Origin of the sequence: Pandoraea commovens (assembly GCF_024704525.1) — a bacterium.
GTDB classification, from domain to species: Bacteria; Pseudomonadota; Gammaproteobacteria; order Burkholderiales; family Burkholderiaceae; genus Pandoraea; species Pandoraea commovens.
Genome location: NZ_CP102780.1, coordinates 206,476 through 229,165 on the forward strand (window position 1 = coordinate 206,476; position 22,690 = coordinate 229,165).

General features: G+C 63.0%; 23 protein-coding genes and 1 tRNA gene. 17 read left to right on the forward strand and 7 right to left on the reverse strand.

The window, feature by feature from the left end:
* The first annotated feature begins 47 nt into the window (after positions 1–47).
* The 13 genes from NTU39_RS01270 (at position 48) to sctJ (ending at position 9,997) form a co-directional block, all read left to right on the forward strand.
* A complete protein-coding gene (locus tag NTU39_RS01270) occupies positions 48–2,426 on the forward strand; it encodes a sensor histidine kinase (RefSeq protein WP_281357717.1) in 2,379 nt (792 codons plus the stop codon).
* The gene (locus NTU39_RS01275) at positions 2,427–3,167 is read left to right on the forward strand and encodes a response regulator (protein WP_150663861.1); all 741 of its coding nucleotides are present in this window, start codon (positions 2,427–2,429) and stop codon (positions 3,165–3,167) included.
* A 111-nt stretch (positions 3,168–3,278) separates the two neighbouring features.
* Positions 3,279–3,354: transfer RNA gene (locus tag NTU39_RS01280), tRNA-Phe, on the forward strand.
* A 293-nt stretch (positions 3,355–3,647) separates the two neighbouring features.
* The gene (gene queC, locus NTU39_RS01285; RefSeq protein WP_150663862.1) at positions 3,648–4,388 is read left to right on the forward strand and encodes a 7-cyano-7-deazaguanine synthase QueC; all 741 of its coding nucleotides are present in this window, start codon (positions 3,648–3,650) and stop codon (positions 4,386–4,388) included.
* Between the two features lie 26 nt (positions 4,389–4,414).
* A complete protein-coding gene (queE, locus tag NTU39_RS01290; protein ID WP_046290355.1) occupies positions 4,415–5,050 on the forward strand; it encodes a 7-carboxy-7-deazaguanine synthase in 636 nt (211 codons plus the stop codon).
* Positions 5,051–5,062: 12 nt separating this feature from the next.
* Positions 5,063–5,503: a 6-carboxytetrahydropterin synthase QueD gene (gene queD / locus NTU39_RS01295; protein ID WP_411829204.1), complete on the forward strand. Its 441-nt coding sequence runs from the start codon at positions 5,063–5,065 to the stop codon at positions 5,501–5,503.
* Positions 5,504–5,685: 182 nt separating this feature from the next.
* Positions 5,686–6,096, forward strand: coding sequence for a hypothetical protein (locus tag NTU39_RS01300; protein WP_257959030.1), 411 nt, complete (start codon positions 5,686–5,688; stop codon positions 6,094–6,096).
* 88 nt (positions 6,097–6,184) lie between these two features.
* Positions 6,185–6,607: a DsrE family protein gene (locus tag NTU39_RS01305; protein ID WP_150664193.1), complete on the forward strand. Its 423-nt coding sequence runs from the start codon at positions 6,185–6,187 to the stop codon at positions 6,605–6,607.
* Between the two features lie 100 nt (positions 6,608–6,707).
* Positions 6,708–7,454: a tetratricopeptide repeat protein gene (locus NTU39_RS01310; RefSeq protein WP_150663864.1), complete on the forward strand. Its 747-nt coding sequence runs from the start codon at positions 6,708–6,710 to the stop codon at positions 7,452–7,454.
* Positions 7,455–7,627: 173 nt separating this feature from the next.
* Positions 7,628–8,839, forward strand: a complete 1,212-nt coding sequence (locus NTU39_RS01315) for a PrgH/EprH family type III secretion apparatus protein (RefSeq protein ID WP_150663865.1) — start codon at positions 7,628–7,630, stop codon at positions 8,837–8,839.
* A gap of 25 nt (positions 8,840–8,864) precedes the next feature.
* Positions 8,865–9,125 (forward strand): type III secretion system needle filament subunit SctF, encoded by a 261-nt coding sequence (gene sctF / locus NTU39_RS01320; RefSeq protein ID WP_150663866.1) that lies wholly within the window; start codon positions 8,865–8,867, stop codon positions 9,123–9,125.
* A 63-nt stretch (positions 9,126–9,188) separates the two neighbouring features.
* Entirely contained in the window at positions 9,189–9,491 is a 303-nt protein-coding gene (gene sctI / locus NTU39_RS01325) for a type III secretion system inner rod subunit SctI (RefSeq protein ID WP_150663867.1), read from the forward strand.
* Positions 9,491–9,997 carry a type III secretion system inner membrane ring lipoprotein SctJ gene (gene sctJ / locus NTU39_RS01330; protein WP_308340640.1) on the forward strand — a complete coding sequence of 169 codons (507 nt, stop codon included), beginning with the start codon at positions 9,491–9,493 and terminating at the stop codon, positions 9,995–9,997. The genes sctI and sctJ overlap by 1 nt, the downstream gene beginning before the upstream one ends.
* A 350-nt stretch (positions 9,998–10,347) precedes the next feature.
* Here the strand turns inward: sctJ and NTU39_RS01335 are convergent, their stop codons facing one another.
* From NTU39_RS01335 to NTU39_RS01365, 7 genes are all read right to left on the reverse strand, one after another.
* A complete protein-coding gene (locus NTU39_RS01335; RefSeq protein ID WP_257959031.1) occupies positions 10,348–10,983 on the reverse strand; it encodes a protein-tyrosine phosphatase family protein in 636 nt (211 codons plus the stop codon).
* 27 nt (positions 10,984–11,010) lie between these two features.
* Positions 11,011–11,694, reverse strand: coding sequence for a hypothetical protein (locus NTU39_RS01340; protein WP_150663895.1), 684 nt, complete (start codon positions 11,692–11,694; stop codon positions 11,011–11,013).
* A gap of 246 nt (positions 11,695–11,940) precedes the next feature.
* Positions 11,941–13,089, reverse strand: a complete 1,149-nt coding sequence (rodA, locus tag NTU39_RS01345; RefSeq protein WP_150664196.1) for a rod shape-determining protein RodA — start codon at positions 13,087–13,089, stop codon at positions 11,941–11,943.
* Positions 13,089–15,335 carry a penicillin-binding protein 2 gene (mrdA, locus tag NTU39_RS01350; RefSeq protein WP_150663896.1) on the reverse strand — a complete coding sequence of 749 codons (2,247 nt, stop codon included), beginning with the start codon at positions 15,333–15,335 and terminating at the stop codon, positions 13,089–13,091. The genes rodA and mrdA overlap by 1 nt, the downstream gene beginning before the upstream one ends.
* Before the next feature lie 47 nt (positions 15,336–15,382).
* On the reverse strand, positions 15,383–15,895 hold the full coding sequence (mreD, locus tag NTU39_RS01355) for a rod shape-determining protein MreD (protein ID WP_039394706.1): 513 nt from the start codon (positions 15,893–15,895) through the stop codon (positions 15,383–15,385).
* Positions 15,896–15,904: 9 nt separating this feature from the next.
* Positions 15,905–16,873 carry a rod shape-determining protein MreC gene (gene mreC / locus NTU39_RS01360; protein ID WP_150663897.1) on the reverse strand — a complete coding sequence of 323 codons (969 nt, stop codon included), beginning with the start codon at positions 16,871–16,873 and terminating at the stop codon, positions 15,905–15,907.
* Positions 16,874–17,069: 196 nt separating this feature from the next.
* A complete protein-coding gene (locus NTU39_RS01365; RefSeq protein ID WP_010805637.1) occupies positions 17,070–18,113 on the reverse strand; it encodes a rod shape-determining protein in 1,044 nt (347 codons plus the stop codon).
* Between the two features lie 550 nt (positions 18,114–18,663).
* Here NTU39_RS01365 and gatC point away from each other — a divergent pair.
* From gatC to gatB, 4 genes are all read left to right on the forward strand, one after another.
* Complete coding sequence (gene gatC, locus NTU39_RS01370) at positions 18,664–18,963, forward strand: Asp-tRNA(Asn)/Glu-tRNA(Gln) amidotransferase subunit GatC (RefSeq protein WP_039394713.1); 300 nt, start codon at positions 18,664–18,666, stop codon at positions 18,961–18,963.
* Between the two features lie 103 nt (positions 18,964–19,066).
* Positions 19,067–20,557, forward strand: coding sequence for an Asp-tRNA(Asn)/Glu-tRNA(Gln) amidotransferase subunit GatA (gene gatA, locus NTU39_RS01375; protein ID WP_150663898.1), 1,491 nt, complete (start codon positions 19,067–19,069; stop codon positions 20,555–20,557).
* Positions 20,558–20,643: 86 nt separating this feature from the next.
* Positions 20,644–21,072 carry a hypothetical protein gene (locus NTU39_RS01380; protein WP_246184539.1) on the forward strand — a complete coding sequence of 143 codons (429 nt, stop codon included), beginning with the start codon at positions 20,644–20,646 and terminating at the stop codon, positions 21,070–21,072.
* A 144-nt stretch (positions 21,073–21,216) separates the two neighbouring features.
* Positions 21,217–22,689 carry an Asp-tRNA(Asn)/Glu-tRNA(Gln) amidotransferase subunit GatB gene (gene gatB, locus NTU39_RS01385; RefSeq protein ID WP_257960150.1) on the forward strand — a complete coding sequence of 491 codons (1,473 nt, stop codon included), beginning with the start codon at positions 21,217–21,219 and terminating at the stop codon, positions 22,687–22,689.
* The last annotated feature ends 1 nt before the right edge of the window (position 22,690 follow it).

Below are 22,690 nucleotides of genomic sequence, written 5' to 3' on the forward strand. Positions count from 1 at the left end.
CACGAATGCCGCCTCGCGCTCGACGGGCAAATTGCCACTGGCCTTCAATGCGGCCCTCCCGCCCGGAGCTGCCCGTGTCAAATAACGGCGGCGGCCTGCTCAAGCACATCGTCATCCGCACGCTGATCGTCACGATGGCGCTGGTCGCCATCGGCCTGTTCGGCCTGCTTGCGCTCGCGTCGGCCAATACCGAATTCTTCGATCGCTACTATTCGCTGCTCTACACCGCGAATATTGCGGTCGCATTCATCTTCGTCTTCATCGTCGGCGCGCTCGTCTGGATCATTCTCGTGCGGCTGCGCCAGCGACGTTTCGGCACGCGACTGCTCGCCAAGCTTGCGATCTTCTTCGCGCTGGTGGGTGTGCTGCCGGGCGGCATCATCTATCTCGTATCGCTGCAATTCGTCTCGCGCAGCATCGAATCGTGGTTCGACGTGCGGGTCGAAACGGCGCTCGACTCCGGTCTCGAACTCGGGCGTGCGATTCTGAACAACGGTCTGTCCGATCTGAGTGCGAAGGCACAACTGGTGGCCGACAATCTGGCGTCGAGCGGCGAGAAGGGCGGCACGCTCACGCTGCTACGCATGCGAGATCAGTTCGGCTTGCAGGACGCGACCATCGTCGACGGCAACGGTCGTGTGCTGGCCTCGGCCTCAGGCAACTTCAACGCGCTGGTGCCCGATCTGCCCACCGCGCTGATGTTGCGACAGGCGCGCACGCAACCGCGTGGCTACACGGCCATCGAAGGCGGTAGCGAGGGCTACGACCGGCACGAAGGACACGATCAGTTGCGCTGGCGCGTGGTGATCCGCATTCCGTCGAGCTACACGTCGTCGTTGCAGGACGACGAACGGTTTCTGCAAGTCACCCAACTGGTCCCGGCCAATCTGGCCAAGAGCGCCGAGGCCGTGCAGAACGCTTATCGCGAGTATCAGGAGAAGGCGCTGGGACGCACGGGCCTTCGCAAGATGTACATCGGTACGCTGACGCTATCGCTGTTCCTCGCGACCTTCGTGGCGATGATGCTCGCGCTGGCGCTCGGTAGTCAGCTGGCGCGTCCGCTGTTCCTGCTCGCGCGCGGCACGCAGGAAGTCGCGGCTGGCGACTTGTCGCCCAAGGGGGAAGTGCGCACCAATGACGAATTGGGTTTTCTGACGCAGGCGTTCAATGCGATGACGCGTCAGTTGTCCGACGCGCGCGCTACCGTGGAGCGCAACCGTCTCGCGCTGGAAAGTTCGAAGGCGCACCTGGAGTCCATTCTGTCGAGCCTGACGGCCGGTGTGTTCGTGTTTGATCGCGATTTCCGACTGACGACGGCCAACGCCGGCGCCGAGCGCATCTTCAAGCAGAGTTTTCAGGGCGAGTTGAATCGCTCGCCCGCACATATTCCGGCGCTGGTAGAGTTCGGTGAAACGCTGCGTCGAGCGTTCGCCGATCGCGACGCCAATGCCGACCTCGGTCCGGGCGGGCACTGGCAGCAGCAGATCGGTCTGACGCTGCCAGGCGAAACCGACGGTGTGACGCTGCTGGTACGTGGCTCGCATTTGCCGGAGCCGATGGTGGCGGTGGGCGGAGTGCCGACCAGCGCAGGCGGCGGCTACGTGGTGGTGTTCGACGACATCAGCGACGTGATCTCCGCGCAGCGCTCAGTGGCATGGGCCGAAGTGGCGCGGCGTCTGGCGCACGAGATTAAGAATCCGCTCACGCCGATTCAGCTCTCGGCGGAGCGTTTGCAGATGAAGCTGTCCGACAAGCTGCCGCCGGCCGACGCCGAAGTATTGCGCAAGGGCGCGACGACCATCGTCAATCAGGTGGCGGCCATGAAGCGCATGGTGGACGATTTCCGCGACTATGCGCGACTGCCGCCCGCGATCATGCATCCGTTGCAACTCAACGAGCTGATTGGCGAGGTGCTGACGTTGTACGGTGTGGATGAAGGACGCGGCACGATCCGTCCGTACCTCGATGCGGAGCTGCCGGAGATTCGCGGAGACTCGACGCAATTGCGGCAGGTTATCCATAATCTGCTGCAGAATGCTCAAGATGCGGTCGGCGGAACCGAAAACCCTCTTATCACGGTGGAAACGAAGACAGTAGAATACGCAGGAACGGATGTGCATCCCGGCGAACCGAAGCGCACAGCAGTGCGTCTGACGATCACGGACAATGGGCCGGGCTTCCCGGCGCGCATTCTGACCCGCGCATTCGAACCCTACGTGACGACCAAATCGAAGGGCACCGGGCTCGGGTTGGCGATGGTCAAGAAGATCATCGACGAGCATCAGGCGCGTATCGATATCCGTAACCGGTCTTTACCCGAGGGCGAAGGCAGTGCAGGTGCACAGATTTCGATCTTGTTTACTCAATTGGCTGACGACCAGGAACTGCCGCGCAGCAAGCCGGCAGAACACACGAAGGTAGCGTAAATGGCAACCATTTTGGTGGTGGATGACGAAATGGGGATCCGGGAGCTGCTCTCGGAGATTCTGAGCGACGAGGGGCATGCCGTGGAGGTGGCGGAGAACGCGCAGGAAGCGCGCGCTTTCCGTGCCGCACACACGCCCGATCTCGTGCTGCTCGATATCTGGATGCCCGATACCGACGGCGTGACCTTGCTCAAGGAATGGGCGGCACAGCAGTTGCTGACCATGCCCGTGATCATGATGTCCGGACATGCCACGATCGACACCGCCGTCGAGGCGACGAAGATCGGTGCGCTCAACTTCCTAGAGAAGCCCATCGCCCTGCAAAAGCTGTTGCAGGCGGTCGAGCAGGGGTTGGCGCGTGGCAAGCGCGAAGCGTCCGGTGGGGCGGCAAGCGCCTTCGAAGGCGATGACGACGCACTCGAAGCCGGTGTCTTCGGCGAGAGCGAGCCGCGTCACGCCGGCGCGGGCCTGAACGGTACGGCCTCGCATCACGTGCCGCTCGGCGTGAGCGATGCGGACGGCGTGAGCGGTCTGGGCGGTGCGGGCATGTCGGCGGACATCTCCTTCGACGTCCCGCTGCGCGAAGCCCGCGACGCCTTCGAGCGCGCCTACTTTGCTTACCATCTGGCCAAGGAACACGGCAGCATGACGCGCGTAGCCGAAAAGACCGGGCTGGAACGTACGCACTTGTATCGCAAGCTCAAGCAACTGGGCGTCGAACTTTCCAAGAGCAAGACCTGATGGAACGGCGGTGTGGCGCGCGCAAAGGTGCCGTCATGCCACTTCGCTGCAGATTTTTTAGATTAGGGGCTTGCGCAAAGCGTATTCGTTCTCTATAATCGCTTTTCTCTTGGCCCGGTAGCTCAGTTGGTAGAGCAGCGGATTGAAAATCCGCGTGTCGTTGGTTCGATTCCGACCCAGGCCACCAAATTCGAAGGGCTTGCGCATATCGCAAGCCCTTTTTGCGTTTGACCGAAAACGCTGCCCGATGATGGGTATAACGGCCCGGCGATAGCTGCGCGGGGCAACGCGGTTCAAAATCGCGTGACAACTCCCGCACGCGGGTTGCCCGGAAGGTCCGGGGACGTTCGAGATAGCGATGTCCGTACGTCCCGAATGTCCGAAAGGTCCGATCTTCGATGGCAGCCGCAAGCGCGTGCCCCGGCCCCCCGCTGTCGCGATGCCTCGATGCTCCGACGGCAAGGGCGATACTGCTAGCGCATGATCATGACGACAAGCACCGATTCCGCTCTGGTTCTGTTCTCCGGTGGACAGGATTCGACCACCTGCCTCGCGTGGGCGCTCTCGCGCTACGCGCGCGTCGAGACGCTGGGTTTCGATTACGGCCAGCGCCATAGCGTCGAGCTGGAGTGCCGCACCGACGTGCTGGCCAAGCTCCGCGAACGTTTTCCGCAGTGGGCGCCGCGACTGGGCGACGATCACATGATCGACCTGTCGATTCTCGGTCAGATCAGCGAGACCTCGCTCACGCGCGAAACCACGATTGCGATGGCGGCGAACAATCTGCCGAATACCTTCGTGCCGGGACGAAATCTGCTGTTTCTGACGATTGGTGCGACCATTGCGTATCGCCGAGGTTTGCGGGTACTCGTCGGCGGTATGTGCGAGACGGATTTCTCGGGCTACCCCGATTGCCGCGACGACACCATGAAGGCGCTTCAGGTCGCGCTCAATCTGGGCATGGACCAGCGCTTCATCGTCGAGACACCGCTGATGTGGATCGACAAGGCCGACACGTGGCAGATGGCGCAGGATCTGGGCGGCAACGTGCTCGTCGAGACCGTGCGAGAAGACACGCACACGTGCTATCTGGGCGAGCGCAGCGTGCTGCACCCGTGGGGCTACGGATGTGGCGAATGCCCGGCGTGCCAGTTGCGTCAGCGCGGCTACGAGCAGTGGCGGGCGCGCGATAACCAGAATCAGGGTCGCCAGGCGGTCTGATTCTTCATAGTCGAATCGAGAGCATCATGACGTACGCGGTAAAGGAAATCTTCTACACATTGCAGGGTGAGGGCGCGAACGCCGGGCGCCCGGCCGTGTTCTGCCGGTTTGCAGGCTGCAACCTGTGGACCGGGCGCGAAGAGGACCGTGCCGATGCCGTCTGCCAGTTCTGCGATACGGACTTCGTCGGCACCGATGGCGAGAACGGCGGCAAGTACCGTACGCCGGCCGACCTCGTCGCACAGGTCGTCGCGCTGTGGCCGCAGGACGATCGCGCGCACCGCTTCATCGTGTGCACCGGCGGCGAGCCCCTGCTTCAGCTCGACGCCCCGCTGATCGCTGCGCTGCATGCCGAGGGTTTTCGCATTGCCGTGGAAACCAATGGCACGCAAGCGATTCCCGAAGGCATTGACTGGGTGTGCGTGAGCCCGAAGGCAGATGCCGAACTGATCGTCACGCGTGGCGACGAACTGAAGGTGGTGGTGCCGCAGGATCGTCAGCGTCTGGCCGATTACGAAGCGCTCGACTTCACGCACTTCTATCTGCAACCGATGGATGGCCCGTTGCGGGACACGAATACCAAGCTGGCGATCGACTATTGCAAGTCGCACCCGCGCTGGTCGTTGTCGATGCAGACGCACAAATACCTGAATATTCCCTGAGCCGTTGCTGTGATTACGATTACCCGGAAACTCGAATTCGATGCGGGCCACCGCATTCCCGATCACCGAAGCCAGTGCCGCAACCTGCACGGGCATCGCTATGTGCTGGAGATCACGCTCGCCGGTGAAGTGAGCCGTGAGAGCGGTGCGTCCGACAACGGCATGGTGATGGACTTTGCCGACGTGAAGGCGCTCGCCAACGAGCATCTGGTCTCGGTGTGGGACCACGCGTTCCTCGTCTATGAAGGCGACACGGCCGTGCGGACTTTCCTTGAGACGATGCCCGACCACAAGACCGTGGTGTTCGACCGCGTGCCGACTGTCGAGAATCTCGCCGCTGCCGCATTCGACAAGCTGAGCCATGTGTTCGATGCGCATTACGGTCGCGACCTGCGTCTGGTGCGTCTGCGTCTGTACGAGACGCCGAACTGCTGGTCGGAAGTGACCGCCTGAGCTACGGCTTGCGCGAATCGGCCGTTATCCTCTGGGATGAGGCCCGAGATGTCACAGAACCGATACTTCACCCGCAATCGCGACGGCTGCGGGTGAAAGCATGACCGAAAGTCGAAACCCGCCAGATACTGGATCTGGCGGGTTTTTTATTTTTCGGAGAAGCGATGGTGAGAGCAAACACTATGGTAAGTATTCCCGGCGCCTGCAATTTCGTTGCCGGAGACTCGGAGACGGATGTCCGTCTGTGTTCGGTTCGCCGGCTCGATTCGGGATTCGATACGTCGTCGTTCTCTCGGGCGGCGAACCGGTTGAGCGTGACGGCTCCGCCTGCCTCGGCATTGAACGCGGTATGTCCCGAATATGACGGGTTTCGCAACGACCTCACTGGCGTGCGTCCGTACGGCGATCCGCCGCCACCGTATGCGCTACCGGGCCAAGTGCCCGAGGTGCTGCCACCCGGCCCGCCGCCCGCCTACTCGGCAGAGGATGCCTGGCAAAGCCACTTTGTCAGGCCGTCTGCGCCACCGCTGGACGACGATCGGTCCACCATCTCCCGCTATCTCGAAGCAGGTCATCCCCGCTCCGATGTGTGACATCGCGCTATGATGCGGCTGGTTACACGTAACTCGCATCTATAACGTCAATCGCCAACACCCGATATCGCGAAGGGGGACTCTCATGATCAAGACATTGCTGCGCGGCCTGCTGACCGCATTCCTGTTCACTGTTTTTGCTGTACCGGCTACGTCGGCCTTTGCGGAAGACAAGGTCGTGTATCACATCAACGACGCCGAGCATCAGGCGCTCGCAGGCTTGCGCAACATCCGCAACCAGCTGGACACGGTGCCGGACACCAAGATCGTGGTCGTCGCGCATTCGCAGGGTGTCGATTTTCTGATGGAGAGTTACAAGGATGCGGCGACCGTCGGGCCGCTGATCTCGGCGCTGCATGCACGCGGCGTCAAGTTCGAGGTGTGCGAAATCACGCTCAAGCAGCGCAATCTGAAGAAGGATCAGTTCGTGCTGGACGCGGACTTCACGCCGTCCGGCGTGGTCGAACTGACGCGCTTGCAGCAAAAGGGCTATTCCTACATCAAGCCGTAAGCACGATAGCGCGACAGCGGTCTCACCCCGAAGCCCCGGTTCAAGCCGGGGCTTTTTGTTTGGCGCACAATAGGCGTACGTCCGTTCCCGGAGGTGTGCCATGACCCGTGCCGTCCCGACGTCTTTCGCCCTGCGCCGCGTGTTTGCCGGTGCCGTCATCGTGCTTGCAGGCGTTGCGTGCGCCCCGGTCCCCTACGCGGTCGCCGCCGCACAGGCGCCGGCGCAGGCCCTCACCGACCAGGCCGTGCATCAGTACGAGGCGGGCCAGCAAACGCAGGCGCTCGACGCGTTTCGCCGTGCCGCCGAGCAGGGCAATCGCCTCGCGCAGTTCGACTACGCGATGATGCTGCTCAACGGCGAAGGGGTGACGGCCGATCCCAACGGCGCTGTGCAATGGCTGGAACGTGCCGCCAACGCGGGCATGACGCAGGCGCAATACGTCTACGGCAAGATGTTCGACGACGGCTACGTTGTGAATAAATCGATTCCTCAGGCCAACCTCTGGTACGAGAAAGCAGCGAAGCAGGGCCATGTGCAGGCGCAGGCGGCCATTGCCAACGAGTACTTCATCGGGCGGGGCGTGCCCAAGGACTACAAGACCGCCTTCACCTGGTACGAGAAGGCGGCGCGCGGCGGCGACCTGCCGTCGCAATACATCGTGGCGAGCTATTACGAGCGCGGCTACGGCGTTGTGACGCCCGATCCCGAGCGCGCACGCCTGTGGTACGAGAAGGCCGCTGCACAGGGCGACGTCGCCGCGCAGGGCAAGCTCGAGGCCATGAACCGTGAACGCGCGCAACGCCCATCATCCGTTCTGCCCACTCAGCCTGCGCCAGCCGTGCGATAGCGCAGCGGACTCTTGAAATCCTGATCACGCATCTCCCGGATGCGAAGAATCCCATCATGAATCGCTGATCCCGGGTCGGTATTCTCAGCCTCAACGAATTCATTGTTGAGGAGCGCGAACGACGAACACCGCCGACGTCGACTGACAGTCCGGTATCGCTTGCCCGCGAAGAGATGATGGAATCAGACCTCCGAACCGACGAGATCGACGACATCCCCCAAGGGGCGGTGCTGCGTCTGCTGACTGGCCCGATGCGCGGCTGCGAATTCGCGCTGCCGCCCGGGGTGACGCTCTTCGTCATTGGCCCCAGCGATCCCGCTTTCGATCGCGGCTGGCAGACGGAAATGCCGCCCAACGCCATCTATGTGCCGATGGATGGCGAAGGTGGCGACAACTTCGAAGTGCTGGTCGACGACGCCGGGCGCGATGGACTGTTCGTGCGCGTACTCAGTGAAGGTGCCGGTGCGGAAGTCGCTATCGACGCCTCGCAGATCGCCCGCATCGGCGATGTTCGCGTGGGCGTGAAGCGCATCGATGCGGCGTGGTCCGACGAGGTGCAGCGCAGCTTGTGCGCCCACACGCGGCCCGACGACGAGGTAAGCCCGTCGCGTACGCGCCGCCGCTGGCAGCGAGCGTTCTGGTCGTGCGTTGTCGTCGTGCTGCTCGTCGCAAGCGCGTTCTTCTACTGGCGCTCGGAGCCGCAACGTCAGGCGCAGAGCATATCGGAATATCTCGAATCGCTCGGCGGTCGCGCCATCGTGCTGCCCGGCAACGATGGCCATCTCTACGTGCTTACGGAAGACGGCGCCGCGCGTAACGCATTGGCGCGCGCGCTCGGCGCAGAGGTCATGAAGCGGGAAAAGCTGGTGCTCGTCGCACTCGACGAAGAGAACGCGCGCATCACGCAGTGGATCGATACATCGCGCACCGAGGTGCTGTATTTCAAGCTCTCGCTCGACGACCCGGCCGTGCCGGAGCTATGGATCAATCGCAAGCAGAAGGGGTTGTCCGACGTGGAGATGGCGCAGTTCCGCCAGGCCCTGCTGGAGCGGATTCCCTATGCCCATCGCGTGAACATCACGCTGCATGACGAAACCGAAGCCAACGGCGAAGCCGAGGACGCGCTCAAACGTCAGATGGTCCCGTTCCTGCGCACCGATACGCCGGAAGGCGTGACGTTCCACATCAGCACGGAACTCGATGATGTCCAGCTGCGCCGTCTCTACGGCTTTATGCAGACCTTCGAGAAGCGATGGGGCAAGCGTCTGGTGCACTTCAACGTCGACCTTCGCGACGACTGGACGGCAAAGCAATCGTATGCGTACGGTCCGGCCGCTTATGTGAAGGACGGACCACATCAGTGGCGATTTATTAACCGGCAGTAATGCCGCACAGGAGCTTGGAAAAACCATGACTGGAAGCATTCCGGGAATCAGGAGCGAAGATCTGACTTACCTTGAGCAGACGTCGAAGGAATTCAACGGACCGACGTCGGCCTTGAAGAAGCGCATGGACGAGGCGATCGACAAGATCAAGAGCAAGCCGACCGAATCGGAGGGTATGGCCGAGTTTCAGGCGGCGATGGCCGCCTACACGACGATGCGCGCCGCACAGTCAGGCACCGTCAAGACACTGAAGGACACGGTGCAAGGGGTCATCTCCAAGTACTGAGGCACGCGTCATCGCGTGTCATCGAACGCTCATGCGTTCACCGCTATATCGAACGAGGCTGCCATGCTACTTGATCCTTCGCTCTTATCGGTCCGCTCGCTGGACTCCCACGCATCGGTGTCTGCGACCGATCCCGCTGCAGGCCAGACACTGGAGTCGCGTTTCATGAACGCGGTGGCCAATCTGTCCGCCGATTTCGAAGCGGACCGCGCAGGCATCACGGCAGCTGTGTCGCGCTTCGATCCCAGCAATTCGGAGAGCGCGATGGACTTGCAAAATCGGCTGGCCGTCTACGGCATCGATGTCGGCATGGCGAGTTCGCTCGCGCGTAAATCGGTAGCGGCCGTTGAGGCGCTGCTTCGGTAATGCGTCGCTACGTCTTTCTCCTCGTCGCCGTGCTGGCACTCACGGGATGCCGCAAAGCCGAGACGCTGCTCAGCGCGCTCGACCAGCAGCAGGCCAATGAAGTGGCTGCCGTCCTTCTGCGTCACGACATCGCGACGCAGAAGACCGACGGGGGAAAGGCGGGTTATTCGATTTCTGTCGACGCTGCCGATTTTCCACAAGCGGTGGACTGGCTCAAGACGTACGACTTGCCGTCGCGTCCCCGTATGGAAATCGCCCAGATGTTCCCGCCCGATTCGCTCGTGGCGTCGCCCCGCGCCGAGCGGGCGCGTCTGTACTCCGCGATCGAGCAGCGGCTGGAGCAGTCCGTCCGATTGATGAGCGGCGTACTCGCGGCGCGCGTGCACGTGAGTTATGACGTGGACGCGCAAGCGGGTAACGCACCGATGTTGCGGGCGAGCAGTTCGTCGTCTGAGGCGAGCGTGATCAGGAGGGCGGGCGGCGCAGTCAGCCAGCGCCGCAGATAGCGCTCGATGTCGGGCGCACGGGGCGGCTCGCGCCGTACGGCCAGCGTACGCTTCGCGTGCTTGAGCATCTGCGAATCGCGGGGCGATTTCTCGTCCGTCGGCTGACGCGTCAGCGTTAGCGCCTCGGCCGACGGCACGCGAGCCGAACGCCGGGATGCCACGGTCGCGGTGCGTCCGGGGGAGGGGGGCACGGTGGCCTGGGGCGACATGGCAGGTCTCCTGTTGCGATCGCGTCGCGTGAAGGGGGCAGGAAGGAACGGCGCTTCGTATCGTTCCTCGGGGTGTTGCGAAGACATTGCGTGACGTGACGACGCCGACGCAGCAGATCGACGAATCGACGAATCGGCAAATCAGCGATGTCTGAGCAACGGTCTTCGCAGGTCGTCGGCAAACGCGCCAATGACGTCGAGCTGGTGGTGGGTGCCGATCAGGTGCGGAGAAGCCGTGAGCCGGATATCGGTGACGATTTCCTCTACGCTGAGATGCTCGTGAACGTCGCGCGACATGGCGAGCGCCGCGACCAGTACCCCGGCGATGCCCTCGGGTTCGTCGAAAACGATCACGGGGTATCCGTTGGGGATGCCGCCGATGGACTTGCCGCTCGCGTCGTCCGGCGGCGACACATGTCGCATGGCGTTTTCGACGAACTGCAACGTTTGCGTCACGTACAACCGGTCGGACGGCACATCCGGCGCATGTCGGTAGGGCGCGTGCAGTACCGAGAACGTGGCCTCGCTCGCGCTGGTGCGAAGCGTCGTGGAGTACACGCTGAAGTCGGTGACGAAGGTCGCTTTGATCAACTTGTCCGCCCGGTAACACTGCTGGAGGTGTAGCAGGTACGTCCTGCCCTTGAAGACAACGAGCTGACCTTTGTCGTTGATGCCGATGCGCCCATTCTCGATGGTCGCGCCGTTGCCCGGCTCCCCCAACCTGTCGAGCGTGGGGCGCGAATTGTATGCGACCGATTGCAGCGAGATACTGGTCATAGCCTGATTTATCCTCTCGATAGGGCTTTAGTCGGGGTGACGCTGTGAGACGGGCATCGGGGCGCCGTATGCCATCCGTGCACGACTGACGTTCCTCTGCAGGGCTGACTGGTTGCTCTTGGGCGGGAGCGCTGGCTTTGCATCGCATTCGGTCGACGCTTCCGGGCGGGCGTCGCTCAGCGGATTGGCCGCTACGGCGGAGGTATCGTTGCCAGCAGGTTCGCGGTACTTAGCCCAGATCTTCTCCGCCTCCGCCATGACCGTGGGAAAGAGCTCTTCGTGCTTGGCCGGAACCGTCCACGTCGCGGGCTCAATCGATGAAACGGCTGCCGAGCGCGTCGTCAGCAAGACCTGCGTCGCAGATCCGGTACTGGTCTGGCGGTCCATGACATTGGACCGGTTCAGCCTGACGATCAGTTGGCTCACCGGCCGCTTATCCAGCCGGACGCTGTTGAGCTTGAGCGAGGACACCAGCGAAGAGACGGGGGACTTCTTTTCGGTGATCAGTTCCTGCGCTTTCAGAAGCTGTTTCGCGCGGTGACATTGCCGGAGATGCAGGACAAACTCCATGCCTCTGAAGACAGTGATCTGCCCGTCCTTGCGAATGCCGATTCGTCCTTTCGCCACACCTTCGTTTGCCTGGGCGTTCAGCATGTCGAGGATGGCGCGCGAATTCTGCGCAACGGTTTGTAGCGAGATGTCCATGCCCATCGCGAAGTGCTCCTTCGGTTGTGTGCATGACGCCTGTCGGGCGACGTCTCTCGATGAAGACGGCGAACTTGGCGAATGCACGTGTGTTTCGTTTAAGCCTCTTTTTTATCGAATTTGGACTAAGCGGAATCCCATGATTCGCTCATTGAGATCGACGAACACTTCGACCGAAAACAAAAACGGCAGAGCGTAGGCTCTGCCGTTTTGCGGGTGACGCATCGATGCGTCGAAGGCGGTGCGGAGGTGCTAGCTCTGCATGAGCCGCTTCTCGCGCGCCACGCTCATGAGAATGCCGACCCCGAGGCCGAGCGTCACCAGCGCCGTGCCCCCGTAGCTCATGAACGGCAATGGTACCCCGACCACCGGCAGAATGCCGCTCACCATGCCCATGTTCACGAAGGCGTAGGTGAAGAAGATCATCGTGACCGCACCGGCGAGCAATCGTCCGAATAGCGTCGCGCCGCTCGCCGCGATCATCAGGCCGCGTGCGACCAGCAGCAGATACAGCAGGATCAGCACGCCCTCGCCGATCAGACCGAACTCTTCCGCGAACACGGCGAAGATAAAGTCGGTGTGCTTCTCGGGAATGAATTCGAGGTGGGCCTGTGTGCCCTTGAGCCAGCCCTTGCCGGTCGTGCCGCCGGAGCCGATGGCAATGACCGACTGAATCGTGTGGAAGCCCTTGCCGAGCGGATCGGACGTTGGGTCCAGCAGCGTGCACACGCGGTGCTTCTGGTAGTCGTGCAGGATGTGCCATTCGACATCCGGCTGACAGATCTTGTCTTCCAGCGCGAGGATCGTGCCGATGCCGATGACACCGGCAATGAGCACCGGCAAAATCAGCTTCCACGACAATCCGGCCAGATAGATGACGTACAGACCGGCGGCCGCCACGAGCAGACCCGTGCCGAGGTCGGGCTGCTTCGCGATCAGCCCGACAGGCACGCCGAGCAGCGCGATAGCCGCCAGGTAGTCGAACCAGCGAATATTGCCTTCGCGCTTCTGGAAGTACCAGGCCAGCATGAGCGGCATGGCGATCTTCATGATTTCGGACGGTTGAATCACCATACCGACGTTCAGCCAGCGCTTCGCGCCCTTCTTCGTCAGACCGAACATCGCCACTGCAATGAGCAGCGCCACCCCCGCTGTATAGAGCGGCACGGCGAACTTCATGAGGGTCTGGGTGGGCATCATCGCCAGCACCCACATCAGGATGAAGGTCAGCACGATGTTGCGGATCTGGTCTTCTACGCGGCCGGGGACGTCGATGCTGGCGCTGTAGAGCGTGACCAGTCCGACGCAGAGCAGCAGGAAGACGATCAGCGCGAGCGGCTTGTCGAAGGCGGCGAACAGGCGCTTGACCTGTTCTTTCCACGTGTGTTTGTCGAGCGCCATCATGGCGTTCCTCCTTGCCCGCGCTGTGCGCGGATCGCGGCACGGTGACGTGCTTCGTCGGCGACGGTCGGGCTTACGGCGGGCTTTTGCTGAGGGGGGGGCGGCGTCTGAGGTGTCGCAGGTGCCGCCGCCGGGGCCGACGCCTTGCCGCCTGCGGCGCGCGGTGCGGCGTTGGCGGCAGTGGCCGCCGATGCGCCCGGTGCCACCCGCGACACGGTCGTCGTGGTAGCGCCTGCGGTGCGGTCGAGTTCGGCGGCGCTGGCCGGCGGTGCGTCCGGTGCGGCAGAGACCGCTGATGCGGCACCTGCACCCGACGCGGCAGCTTGCAGTGCGGCGGCTTCGGCTGCGCGCTCCTTAGGTTCGTCGATCAGGTAGTAGTCGAGCAGACGTCGCGCGACCGGACCGGCCTGCGCGCCACCCCAACCGGCGTTCTCGACGATCAGCGCAATGGCGATCTTCGGATCTTCTGCCGGGGCGAAGGCGATGAACAGGGCGTGGTCGCGCTTGAACTCGGGAATCGCGTTGTGGTTGTACTTCTCGTTCTTGCCGAGCGAGTACACCTGCGCCGTGCCTGTCTTGCCGCCTGCATCGTACGGTGCGCCGGCGAACGCCTGACGTCCCGTGCCTTCCTTGATCACGCCGACCATCGCCCGTTTGACGAAGTCGATGTCCGCCTGCTTGTACGGCAGACGCGCACTTTCATGCGGCACGGTCAGCTGGCGCGCATGCGACACGGGATCTTCGACCGCCTTCACGAGGTGAGGCTTCATCACCACGCCGTTGTTCGCCAGCGTGGCCGTGGCGTGCGCGAGTTGCAGGATCGTGAACGAGTTGTAGCCCTGTCCGATGCCCAGACTGATCGTCTCGCCGTCATACCACTTCTGTTGCGCTGGCTTCTTGTACGCCTTGCGCTTCCATTCGGTCGACGGCAGGATGCCACGCGCTTCGCCTTCGATGTCGATGCCCGTCAACTGACCGAAGCCGAGCGGTGCCATGAAGTCGTGAATGGCGTTCACGCCCAGATCGTGCGCGAGCATGTAGTAATACGTGTCGTTCGAGACCACGATCGAGCGGTACATGTCGATCCAGCCCTGACCGTTGCGCACGTCGTTGCGGAACGTGTGGTTGCCCAGCGTGAACGAGCCCGTGTCCTGGAAACCCCAGTTCGTCGTGCGCTTGCCGAGTTCGAGCGCGGCGAGCGCCATGAACGGCTTGTACGTCGAACCGATCGGATAGGTGCCGCGCAACGGACGGTTGAGCAGCGGCCGGTCGGCCGAGGTGTTCAGAGCGTCCCAGTTCTGCTGGTCGATGCCTTCGACGAACAGGTTCGGGTCGAAGCTCGGTGCGGACACGAAGGCGAGCACGTCGCCGGTCTTAGGTTCGATGGCGACCACCGCACCGCGACGTCCGGCGAAGGCCTGTTCGGCGACCTGCTGGAGTTTGATGTCGATGGACAGCACGAGGTTGTCGCCCGGCGTGGCCGGGGTGCGCGAGATGGTGCGCACCGGACGGCCCCCGGCGGTCACTTCGATTTCCTCGAAACCGGTGATGCCGTGGAGCTGCGTCTCGTAGCTTTGCTCGACGCCGATCTTGCCGATGTAATCGGTGCCCTTGTAGTTGTTGACGTCGCGGCGGATGTCGTACTTGGCGCTGTCGCTGTCGTTCTCTTCGCTCATCGCGTCGATACGCTGACGATCGCGCTGCGAAATCCGGCCGATGTAGCCGATCACGTGCGCGGCCGTCTCGCCGAGCGGGTATTGACGGAACAGGCGCGCGTGCACGTCAACGCCGGGGAAGCGGAAACGCTGGGCAGTGAAGCGGGCGACTTCCTCGTCGGTCAGCCGAGTGCGGATCGGCAGGCTCTCGAAGCTCTTGCTGTCATCCATCAGCTTCTTGAAGCGGGCGCGGTCGCGCGGCGTGATCTCGATCACGTCCGACAGATCGGTGACGAGGTCTTCGAGCGGACGGCCGATCTTCGACGGCGTGATTTCGAGCGTGTAGGCGGAATAGTTGCGCGCCAGTACTACGCCGTTACGATCCATGATCACGCCACGGTTGGGCACGATGGGCGCGAGCGAGACGCGGTTTTCGTCGGCTTGCAGGGCGTACTGGTTGTGACGGAAGACCTGCAGATAGACGAAACGCACCGCGAGCAGGCTGAAGCAAATCAGCACGAAAAACGCGGCCGCCGTTACCCGCAGGTGAAACGTCTGCAGTTGTTGCTGGGGATTCTTGAACTCGGTCATGCTGGCTGGGCGGGGCTCGTAGGTGCGATCTGAGGGCGGGAAGCCCGTCAGATCGGACGCGTATCGTCGCGGTCGACGGCGCGTTTCTGCGGCGCCAGCAGCAAGATACTGATCACCGGCCAGAGCACAGCTTCCACGAAGCTGGCCGCGAGCGGCCACCAGCCCGGAAATGCTGCGCCGGTCGCCAGACGAATGATGAACGGCACCACGTGCGCGAGCAGCAGCAACGGCAGCACCGTGAGCGCCTGACCGAGCAGCGTGAAGAACAGAACGCGGCGGTGAATCATGATCGCACCGTACGACAGCAGCGTGTAAGCGAGCGCATGCTCACCCAGCAGCCCGGCATTGTGCACGTCCATGAGCAACCCGACGAGAAACGCCACGCCCATGCCGACCTTGCGCGGCTGGTGGATGTTCCAGAACATCAGCACCAGCGCGACGAAGTCGGGCATGGCGGGGGCGTGCCCCCACGGCATCAGGTTGACCAGAAACGCCACCACGAGACTGAGCGCGATGAAGTACGGATTGACCGGCAGCAGGATGTATTGCGGTCGTGGCATGTGAATTCCTCAATGACCCTTGCGGGCGCCCGGCGCGAGCTTCGGATCGGCACGCGTGCCACCCTTCGGCGCGGGTTTCGCGCCACTGGCCGACGGATCGGAGGCGCGTGCGAGATCGGCCGCGGCGTCCGGATGCAGCGCCAGCGGCGTGGTGTATTGCAGGACCAGCACCTGACGCTGGCTGCGCAGATTGGCCACCGGCTGACACAGAATGCGCGCGAACGCGGTGTCCGACACCCGGTCGACCTTCGTGATGCGTGCGACCGGCAGACCGGCGGGGTACACGCCGTCCAGACCGCTGGTGGCGATTTCGTCGCCGACCTTCACGTCGGCCGACAGCGGAATGAAGCGCAGATCGAGCACGTCGCCGCGCAGGCCACCGTAAATCACGCTGTGCACGCCGCTGCGCGTGACCTGCACCGGCACGGCCTGTTCCTTGTCGGTCAGCAGCGTGACTTCGCTTTGCATCAGGAACACGCGCGAGACCTGACCGAGCAGGCCTTGCTCGGTGACGACCGGTGCGCCGAGCTTGACGCCGTGTTTCGTGCCGCGATCGATGACCACGCGTTGCGTGAACGGATCGCGCGTGTCGTATTCGATTTCTGCCGGGATACTGGGGACGGGCAGACGCTCGCGTAGGGCCAGCATCTGGCGCAGATGTTCATTCTCGGCCACCAGCTGGTTATTGCGCTGTGCCTGGACGGAGAGTTCGAGATTGCGCGCGCGCAGCGTGCCGTTTTCGGTGGTGAGCTGCGATTCGGTCGAGAAGAATCCCGCTACGCCGAGAATGGCGTCGCGCGGCAACAGCATCATGCGTTGCACGGGATAGAGGGCGGTGCCGACGACGCTTCGCACCCGCTCCAGCGTGTTGTAGTGCGAGTCGACCACGAGCAGGCCGATGGCGAGCGCGACGAAACAGATTAGCCGGGCCAACGCCGACGGTCCCTGTTTGAACAGTGGCGGCGGACTGTACTGCATGGTGGGCCCTTCAGGGAAGCACGCGCAGCGAGACGCTGCGGTGCGCGAGTGGTGTCAGTCGGGCGCGACGAAGCGGCGTGACAAGCGGCATGACGCCTGACTCCGTGCGCAAGATCTTGCTGCGCGGTCTGTCGTACCGGGCGAGGTGTGTTGGGAAATGTCCCACCGCGCCGGACGACGAACCACGCACGTTGGCTTACTCGTAGGAGAAGATGCTGCCGAGCTTGTCCATGCGCTCAAGCGCCATGCCCGAGCCACGCACCACGCAGGTGAGCGGGTCTTCGGCGACGAGCACGGGCAGGCCGGTTTCTTCGGCGAGCAGACGGTCCAGATCGCGCAGCAGCGCACCGCCGCCCGTGAGCATCATGCCGCGCTCGGCGATGTCGGCGCCCAGTTCCGGCGGCGTCTGCTCCAGTGCGATCTTCACCGACGACACGATCTGGTTGAGCGGATCGGTCAGGGCTTCGAGGATTTCGTTGCTGGAGATGGTGAAGGCGCGCGGAATCCCTTCCGAGAGGTTGCGGCCCTTGACTTCCATTTCCTTGACTTCCGAACCCGGGAAGGCCGAGCCGATTTCCTTCTTGATCGCTTCGGCGGTCTGTTCGCCGATCAGCATGCCGTAGTTGCGGCGGATGTAGTTGACGATGGCTTCGTCGAACTTGTCGCCACCGACACGCACCGAACCCTTATAGACGATGCCGCCCAGCGAGATCACGCCCACTTCGGTCGTGCCACCGCCGATGTCGACAACCATCGAGCCCGTGGCTTCCGAGACCGGCAGACCGGCACCGATGGCAGCGGCCATCGGCTCTTCGATCAGGTACACCTGCGAGGCGCCGGCGCCGTGCGCGGCTTCCTTGATGGCGCGACGCTCGACCTGGGTCGAACCGCACGGCACGCAAATGATGATGCGCGGTGACGGCGAGAACAGACGCGACTCGTGAGCCATCTTGATGAACTGCTTGATCATCTGCTCGGTCACGGTGAAGTCGGCGATCACGCCGTCCTTCATCGGACGAATGGCTTCGATGTTGCCCGGGACCTTGCCGAGCATCTGTTTGGCTTCTTTACCGACGGCCTGAATCGTCTTCTTACCGCTCGGGCCGCCTTCCTGACGAATGGCGACAACCGAAGGTTCGTCGAGAACGACGCCCTTGCCGCGCATATAGATCAGGGTGTTGGCCGTGCCCAGGTCAATGGCCAGGTCGTTGGAGAAATAGCTGCGAAGAAAACCGAACATGCAAAATCCTGTGTTTGCTTGAGGCCGCCCAATGCGTTTGACTGGGACGGCTGCCTGTCGTCTGGGTTCCGGCCTGTTCGCAAAAAAATCGCCAGGCGCCACGCGGCGGCTCGCGAAACGTGCGGACAAACCGAGGAATGCGGTACCGGGCAGGAGGCGGGGCTGCCGTTAAAAAATCCGTCGCGTCAGGGTCTTCCACTGGACTGCGCGATCGTCTGTCGCGCCCCCCGGACTGGCCGTGGCCCACCTGCGCGACAGCGGCGGAGGGTGCAAAAACACGCTCCGACGCAAATTTAATGCGCAATGATACCTTATAATTTCGCAGGTTTTGCAGGAAAAACGAGCACGTTGACGCCACATTCGACCCCCGGGGCAAACTCGCGGGGAGCCTCGCGGTGCGGCGTGTCCGACGTCCTGCGCAGTGCAGTGCACGGAGTAAAACGGCAGACGGGCACGACCTCGTTCGCAGATTCTCCGCATTCTGTCCCTAATTTTGGCGGCAGGCGTGCATTCGGCTGCTCTCCAATGCGCATTTTTTTGGGATTTCTTCATGGCTTTGAATCTCTCAGACGTCAAACGCATCGCTCACCTCGCGCGTCTCGAGCTGGCCGATGACGAGGCGGCTCACATGGAAAAGGAGCTCAACGGCTTCTTCGCGCTCGTCGAACAGATGCAGTCGGTCGATACGACGGGCGTCGCACCGCTCGCGCATCCCATCGAACAAATTCAGGAAGTCGCTCAGCGCCTGCGCACCGATGCAGTGACGGAGCTGGTCGATCGCGAGGCGAATCAGCGTCCGGCACCCGCCGTGCAGGACGGCCTCTATCTGGTGCCGAAGGTCATCGAGTGAGTCCCGCGCGAGACGCGAACGCTGTCCGATGGGACATGCGCGTCTCATGCACCAGGGGCCTCATGCCTTCCGCCTTCATGCGCTACCCAGTCAAGCCGCCATCATGGAACAAGATCTGATTCATTTGCAGGATTTGCGCGCCGCGCTCGACGCCAAGCGCGTCTCGAGCGTTGAGCTGACGCAGCATTATCTGGACCGCATCGCCGGTGCCGCCGATCTGAACGCCTTCGTGCATGTCAATGCCGAAACCAGTCTCGCGCAGGCGCGCGCGGCCGACGCCCGCATCGCTGCCGGTGACGGCGCGAACCAGCCGCTGCTGGGCATTCCCGTCGCGCACAAGGACGTGTTCGTCACGCGCGGCTGGCACAGCACCGCCGGCTCGCGCATGCTCAAGGGCTACGACAGCCCGTACGACGCCGCTGTCGTCGAGCGTCTCTCGAACGCGGGCATGGTCACGCTCGGCAAGACCAATATGGATGAGTTCGCCATGGGCTCGTCGAACGAAAATTCCTACTACGGACCGGTCAGGAACCCGTGGGACAAGCTCGCCGTGCCGGGCGGTTCGTCGGGTGGCTCGGCAGCGGCCGTCGCTGCGCGCCTCGCACCGGCGGCGACCGGCACCGACACCGGTGGCTCGATCCGTCAACCGGCCGCGTTCTGCGGCGTGACCGGCATCAAGCCGACGTATGGTCGCGTATCGCGCTACGGCATGATCGCGTTCGCGTCGTCGCTCGATCAGGGCGGCCCGTTCGGTCACAGCGCGGCGGATTGCGCATGGCTGCTCAACGGCATGGCTGGCTTCGACGCCCGCGATTCGACCAGTCTCGAACGTGCGGACGAAGACTTCGCGCGCGGTCTGGGCAAGCCCCTGGACGGCGCAACGGCCGACAAGCCGTTGGCCGGTCTGCGCATAGGTCTGCCCGCCGAATACTTCGGTGACGGTCTGGACGCCGACGTGCGCGAGTCCATCGACAACGCGCTTGCCGAGTTCGAGAAGCTGGGCGCCGTGCGCGTGCCGGTGACGCTGCCGAAGACGGAACTCTCGATCCCGGTGTACTACGTGCTCGCCCCGGCAGAAGCGTCGTCCAACCTGTCGCGTTTCGACGGCGTGCGCTTCGGCCACCGCGCGGCCGAGTACCGCGATCTGCTCGACATGTACAAGAAGTCGCGTGCCGAGGGTTTCGGCACCGAGGTCAAGCGCCGCATTCTGGTGGGCACGTACGTGCTCTCGCACGGCTACTACGATGCCTACTATCTGCAAGCGCAGAAGATCCGCCGTCTGATCGCGCAGGACTTCCAGAACGCGTTCGCGCAGTGCGACGTGATCATGGGGCCGGTCGCGCCGTCCGTGGCGTGGAACCTCGGCGAGAAGAGCGCCGATCCGGTGCAGATGTATCTGGCCGACATCTACACGCTGTCGGTGAGTCTGGCGGGTCTGCCGGGCATGAGCCTGCCGGTCGGCCCGGGACGCAACGCGCGCCCGGTCGGTCTGCAAATGATCGGCAATTATTTCGACGAAGCCCGCCTGCTGCAAGTGGCCGACGCGTTCCAGCGCGCGACCGACTGGCACAAGCGCGCTCCGGCGGGCGTCTGATCATGAGCCGCCAGCGCATGCAACGCGACATGACGGCTCCCGCCTCGACCGGCGCACGCACGGCGTCGCGGGTGTCTCGCGGACTGATGCTTGTCGGCATGGTGCTCACACTCGCGTCATGCTCACTGCCGTTCTCGCGCCCGACGCCCATCGCCTATCGAGAAGTCAACCTCTCGGGTTACTGCTCGCAGACCGACGAAGACGGTTTTCGCGAACAGGCGACGCTCAAGGTGCAGGGCAACGCGGTGCAGGCGCTGGACTGGCGTCTGTGGGTCGGCAGCCGTGGCAGTTGCCACTTCAATCTGGCGAACTTTCACCAGACGCAGTGGAAGCCGAGCATCGAGCTGCGCGCGAACAGCGGCAGTTGCAAACTGCTCATCTGGCAGGACCCGGGCAACGTGACGATCGGCCACGCGAACTGCGAGGCGTATTGCACGGGCGACGTCTACGACAACGCATGGCCGGTGAGCTTCGATCCGCAGTCGGGCGCGTGCGCACGCGACACGCGTAGATAAGTCCGGGCCAGCGCTGGCAGGTATCGACAACGTCGACGAACAGGAACAGGCCGCACCGTCACCTCAGGGGAATCTGAGAGACGGGTGGCAGCAAAGGCAGGGCGACATGCGCCGTGCCGACAAGTTGAGACAAGGGTGAACCTTATGCAATGGGAAGTCGTTATTGGTCTGGAGACGCACACGCAGCTCTCCACCGCTTCCAAGATTTTCTCGGGCGCATCGACGCAGTTCGGCGCGGCCCCCAATACGCAGGCATGCCCTGTGGATCTGGCGCTGCCGGGCGTGCTGCCAGTGCTCAATCGCGGCGCTGTCGAGCGTGCGATCGAGTTCGGTCTGGCCATCGGGGCGACGATTGCGCCGCGCAGCATCTTCGCGCGCAAGAATTACTTCTATCCCGATCTGCCCAAAGGCTATCAGATCAGCCAGTACGAAATTCCGGTGGTGCAGGGCGGATCGATGAAGATTCAGGTCGAAGCCGACCCGCGCACCGGTCGCGAAGCCTATGAGAAGGTCGTCACGCTCACGCGTGCTCACCTTGAGGAAGACGCGGGCAAGTCGCTGCACGAAGACTTCGCAGGTATGACCGGTATCGACCTGAACCGTGCTGGCACGCCGCTGCTCGAAATCGTGACGGAGCCGGAAATGCGCAGTGCGGCCGAAGCCGTGGCGTATGCCAAGGCGCTGCACGGTCTGGTGGTGTGGCTCGGGATCTGCGACGGCAACATGCAGGAAGGCTCGTTCCGTTGCGACGCCAACGTGTCCGTGCGCCCGGTCGGTCAGAAGGAATTCGGCACGCGCGCCGAAATCAAGAACCTGAACTCGTTCCGTTTCCTCGAAGAAGCGATTCAGTACGAAGTGCGTCGTCAGATCGAACTGATCGAAGACGGCGGTACGGTGGTGCAGGAAACGCGTCTGTACGATCCGGACAAGAAGGAAACGCGTTCGATGCGCAGCAAGGAAGACGCGCACGACTATCGTTACTTCCCGGACCCGGACCTGATGCCGCTCGTGATCGACAGCGAATGGGTCGAGCGCGTGCGTGCGTCGTTGCCGGAACTGCCTGCCGGTATGCAGGCGCGCTTCGTCCAAGCGTACGGTCTGTCGGACTACGACGCTGCTGTGCTCACGCAATCGAAGGCGCAGGCTGCGTACTTCGAAGCGGTGGTCGCCAAGGCTGGCAAGGCAAGCGCTAAACCCGCCGCCAACTGGATCATGGGCGAACTGTCGTCGCTGCTGAACCGCGAAGACATCGGCATCGACGCCAGCCCGGTGTCGAGCGCACAACTCGCCGGTCTGCTCGCCCGTATCGCCGACAACACGATCTCCAACAAGATCGCCAAGGAAGTCTTCCAACTGATGTGGGAAGAGCGCGCGACCGACGAAGGGGCCGCCGACCGCATCATCGAAGCCAAGGGTCTCAAGCAGATCACCGACACCGGCGCGATCGAGAAGATCATCGACGAAGTGCTGGCGGCGAATGCCAAGTCCGTCGAGGAGTTCCGTGCGGGCAAGGAGAAGGCGTTCAACGCACTGGTCGGCCAGGCGATGAAGGCCACGAAGGGCAAGGCGAACCCGGCGCAAGTCAACGAGCTGCTCAAGAAGAAGCTCGGCGCTTAAG

Bases quoted from the DNA above. Each gene is read 5' to 3' on its own strand.
- NTU39_RS01270 (WP_281357717.1), top strand. From the start codon at position 48: ATGCGGCCCTCCCGCCCGGAGCTGCCCGTGTCAAATAACGGCGGCGGC.
- NTU39_RS01275 (WP_150663861.1), top strand. From the start codon at position 2,427: ATGGCAACCATTTTGGTGGTGGATGACGAAATGGGGATCCGGGAGCTG.
- queC (WP_150663862.1), top strand. From the start codon at position 3,648: ATGATCATGACGACAAGCACCGATTCCGCTCTGGTTCTGTTCTCCGGT.
- queE (WP_046290355.1), top strand. From the start codon at position 4,415: ATGACGTACGCGGTAAAGGAAATCTTCTACACATTGCAGGGTGAGGGC.
- NTU39_RS01300 (WP_257959030.1), top strand. From the start codon at position 5,686: ATGGTAAGTATTCCCGGCGCCTGCAATTTCGTTGCCGGAGACTCGGAG.
- NTU39_RS01310 (WP_150663864.1), top strand. From the start codon at position 6,708: ATGACCCGTGCCGTCCCGACGTCTTTCGCCCTGCGCCGCGTGTTTGCC.
- NTU39_RS01315 (WP_150663865.1), top strand. From the start codon at position 7,628: ATGATGGAATCAGACCTCCGAACCGACGAGATCGACGACATCCCCCAA.
- sctF (WP_150663866.1), top strand. From the start codon at position 8,865: ATGACTGGAAGCATTCCGGGAATCAGGAGCGAAGATCTGACTTACCTT.
- sctI (WP_150663867.1), top strand. From the start codon at position 9,189: ATGCTACTTGATCCTTCGCTCTTATCGGTCCGCTCGCTGGACTCCCAC.
- sctJ (WP_308340640.1), top strand. From the start codon at position 9,491: ATGCGTCGCTACGTCTTTCTCCTCGTCGCCGTGCTGGCACTCACGGGA.
- NTU39_RS01335 (WP_257959031.1), bottom strand. From the start codon at position 10,983: ATGACCAGTATCTCGCTGCAATCGGTCGCATACAATTCGCGCCCCACG.
- NTU39_RS01340 (WP_150663895.1), bottom strand. From the start codon at position 11,694: ATGGGCATGGACATCTCGCTACAAACCGTTGCGCAGAATTCGCGCGCC.
- rodA (WP_150664196.1), bottom strand. From the start codon at position 13,089: ATGGCGCTCGACAAACACACGTGGAAAGAACAGGTCAAGCGCCTGTTC.
- mrdA (WP_150663896.1), bottom strand. From the start codon at position 15,335: ATGACCGAGTTCAAGAATCCCCAGCAACAACTGCAGACGTTTCACCTG.
- mreD (WP_039394706.1), bottom strand. From the start codon at position 15,895: ATGCCACGACCGCAATACATCCTGCTGCCGGTCAATCCGTACTTCATC.
- mreC (WP_150663897.1), bottom strand. From the start codon at position 16,873: ATGCAGTACAGTCCGCCGCCACTGTTCAAACAGGGACCGTCGGCGTTG.
- NTU39_RS01365 (WP_010805637.1), bottom strand. From the start codon at position 18,113: ATGTTCGGTTTTCTTCGCAGCTATTTCTCCAACGACCTGGCCATTGAC.
- gatC (WP_039394713.1), top strand. From the start codon at position 18,664: ATGGCTTTGAATCTCTCAGACGTCAAACGCATCGCTCACCTCGCGCGT.
- gatA (WP_150663898.1), top strand. From the start codon at position 19,067: ATGGAACAAGATCTGATTCATTTGCAGGATTTGCGCGCCGCGCTCGAC.
- NTU39_RS01380 (WP_246184539.1), top strand. From the start codon at position 20,644: ATGCTTGTCGGCATGGTGCTCACACTCGCGTCATGCTCACTGCCGTTC.
- gatB (WP_257960150.1), top strand. From the start codon at position 21,217: ATGCAATGGGAAGTCGTTATTGGTCTGGAGACGCACACGCAGCTCTCC.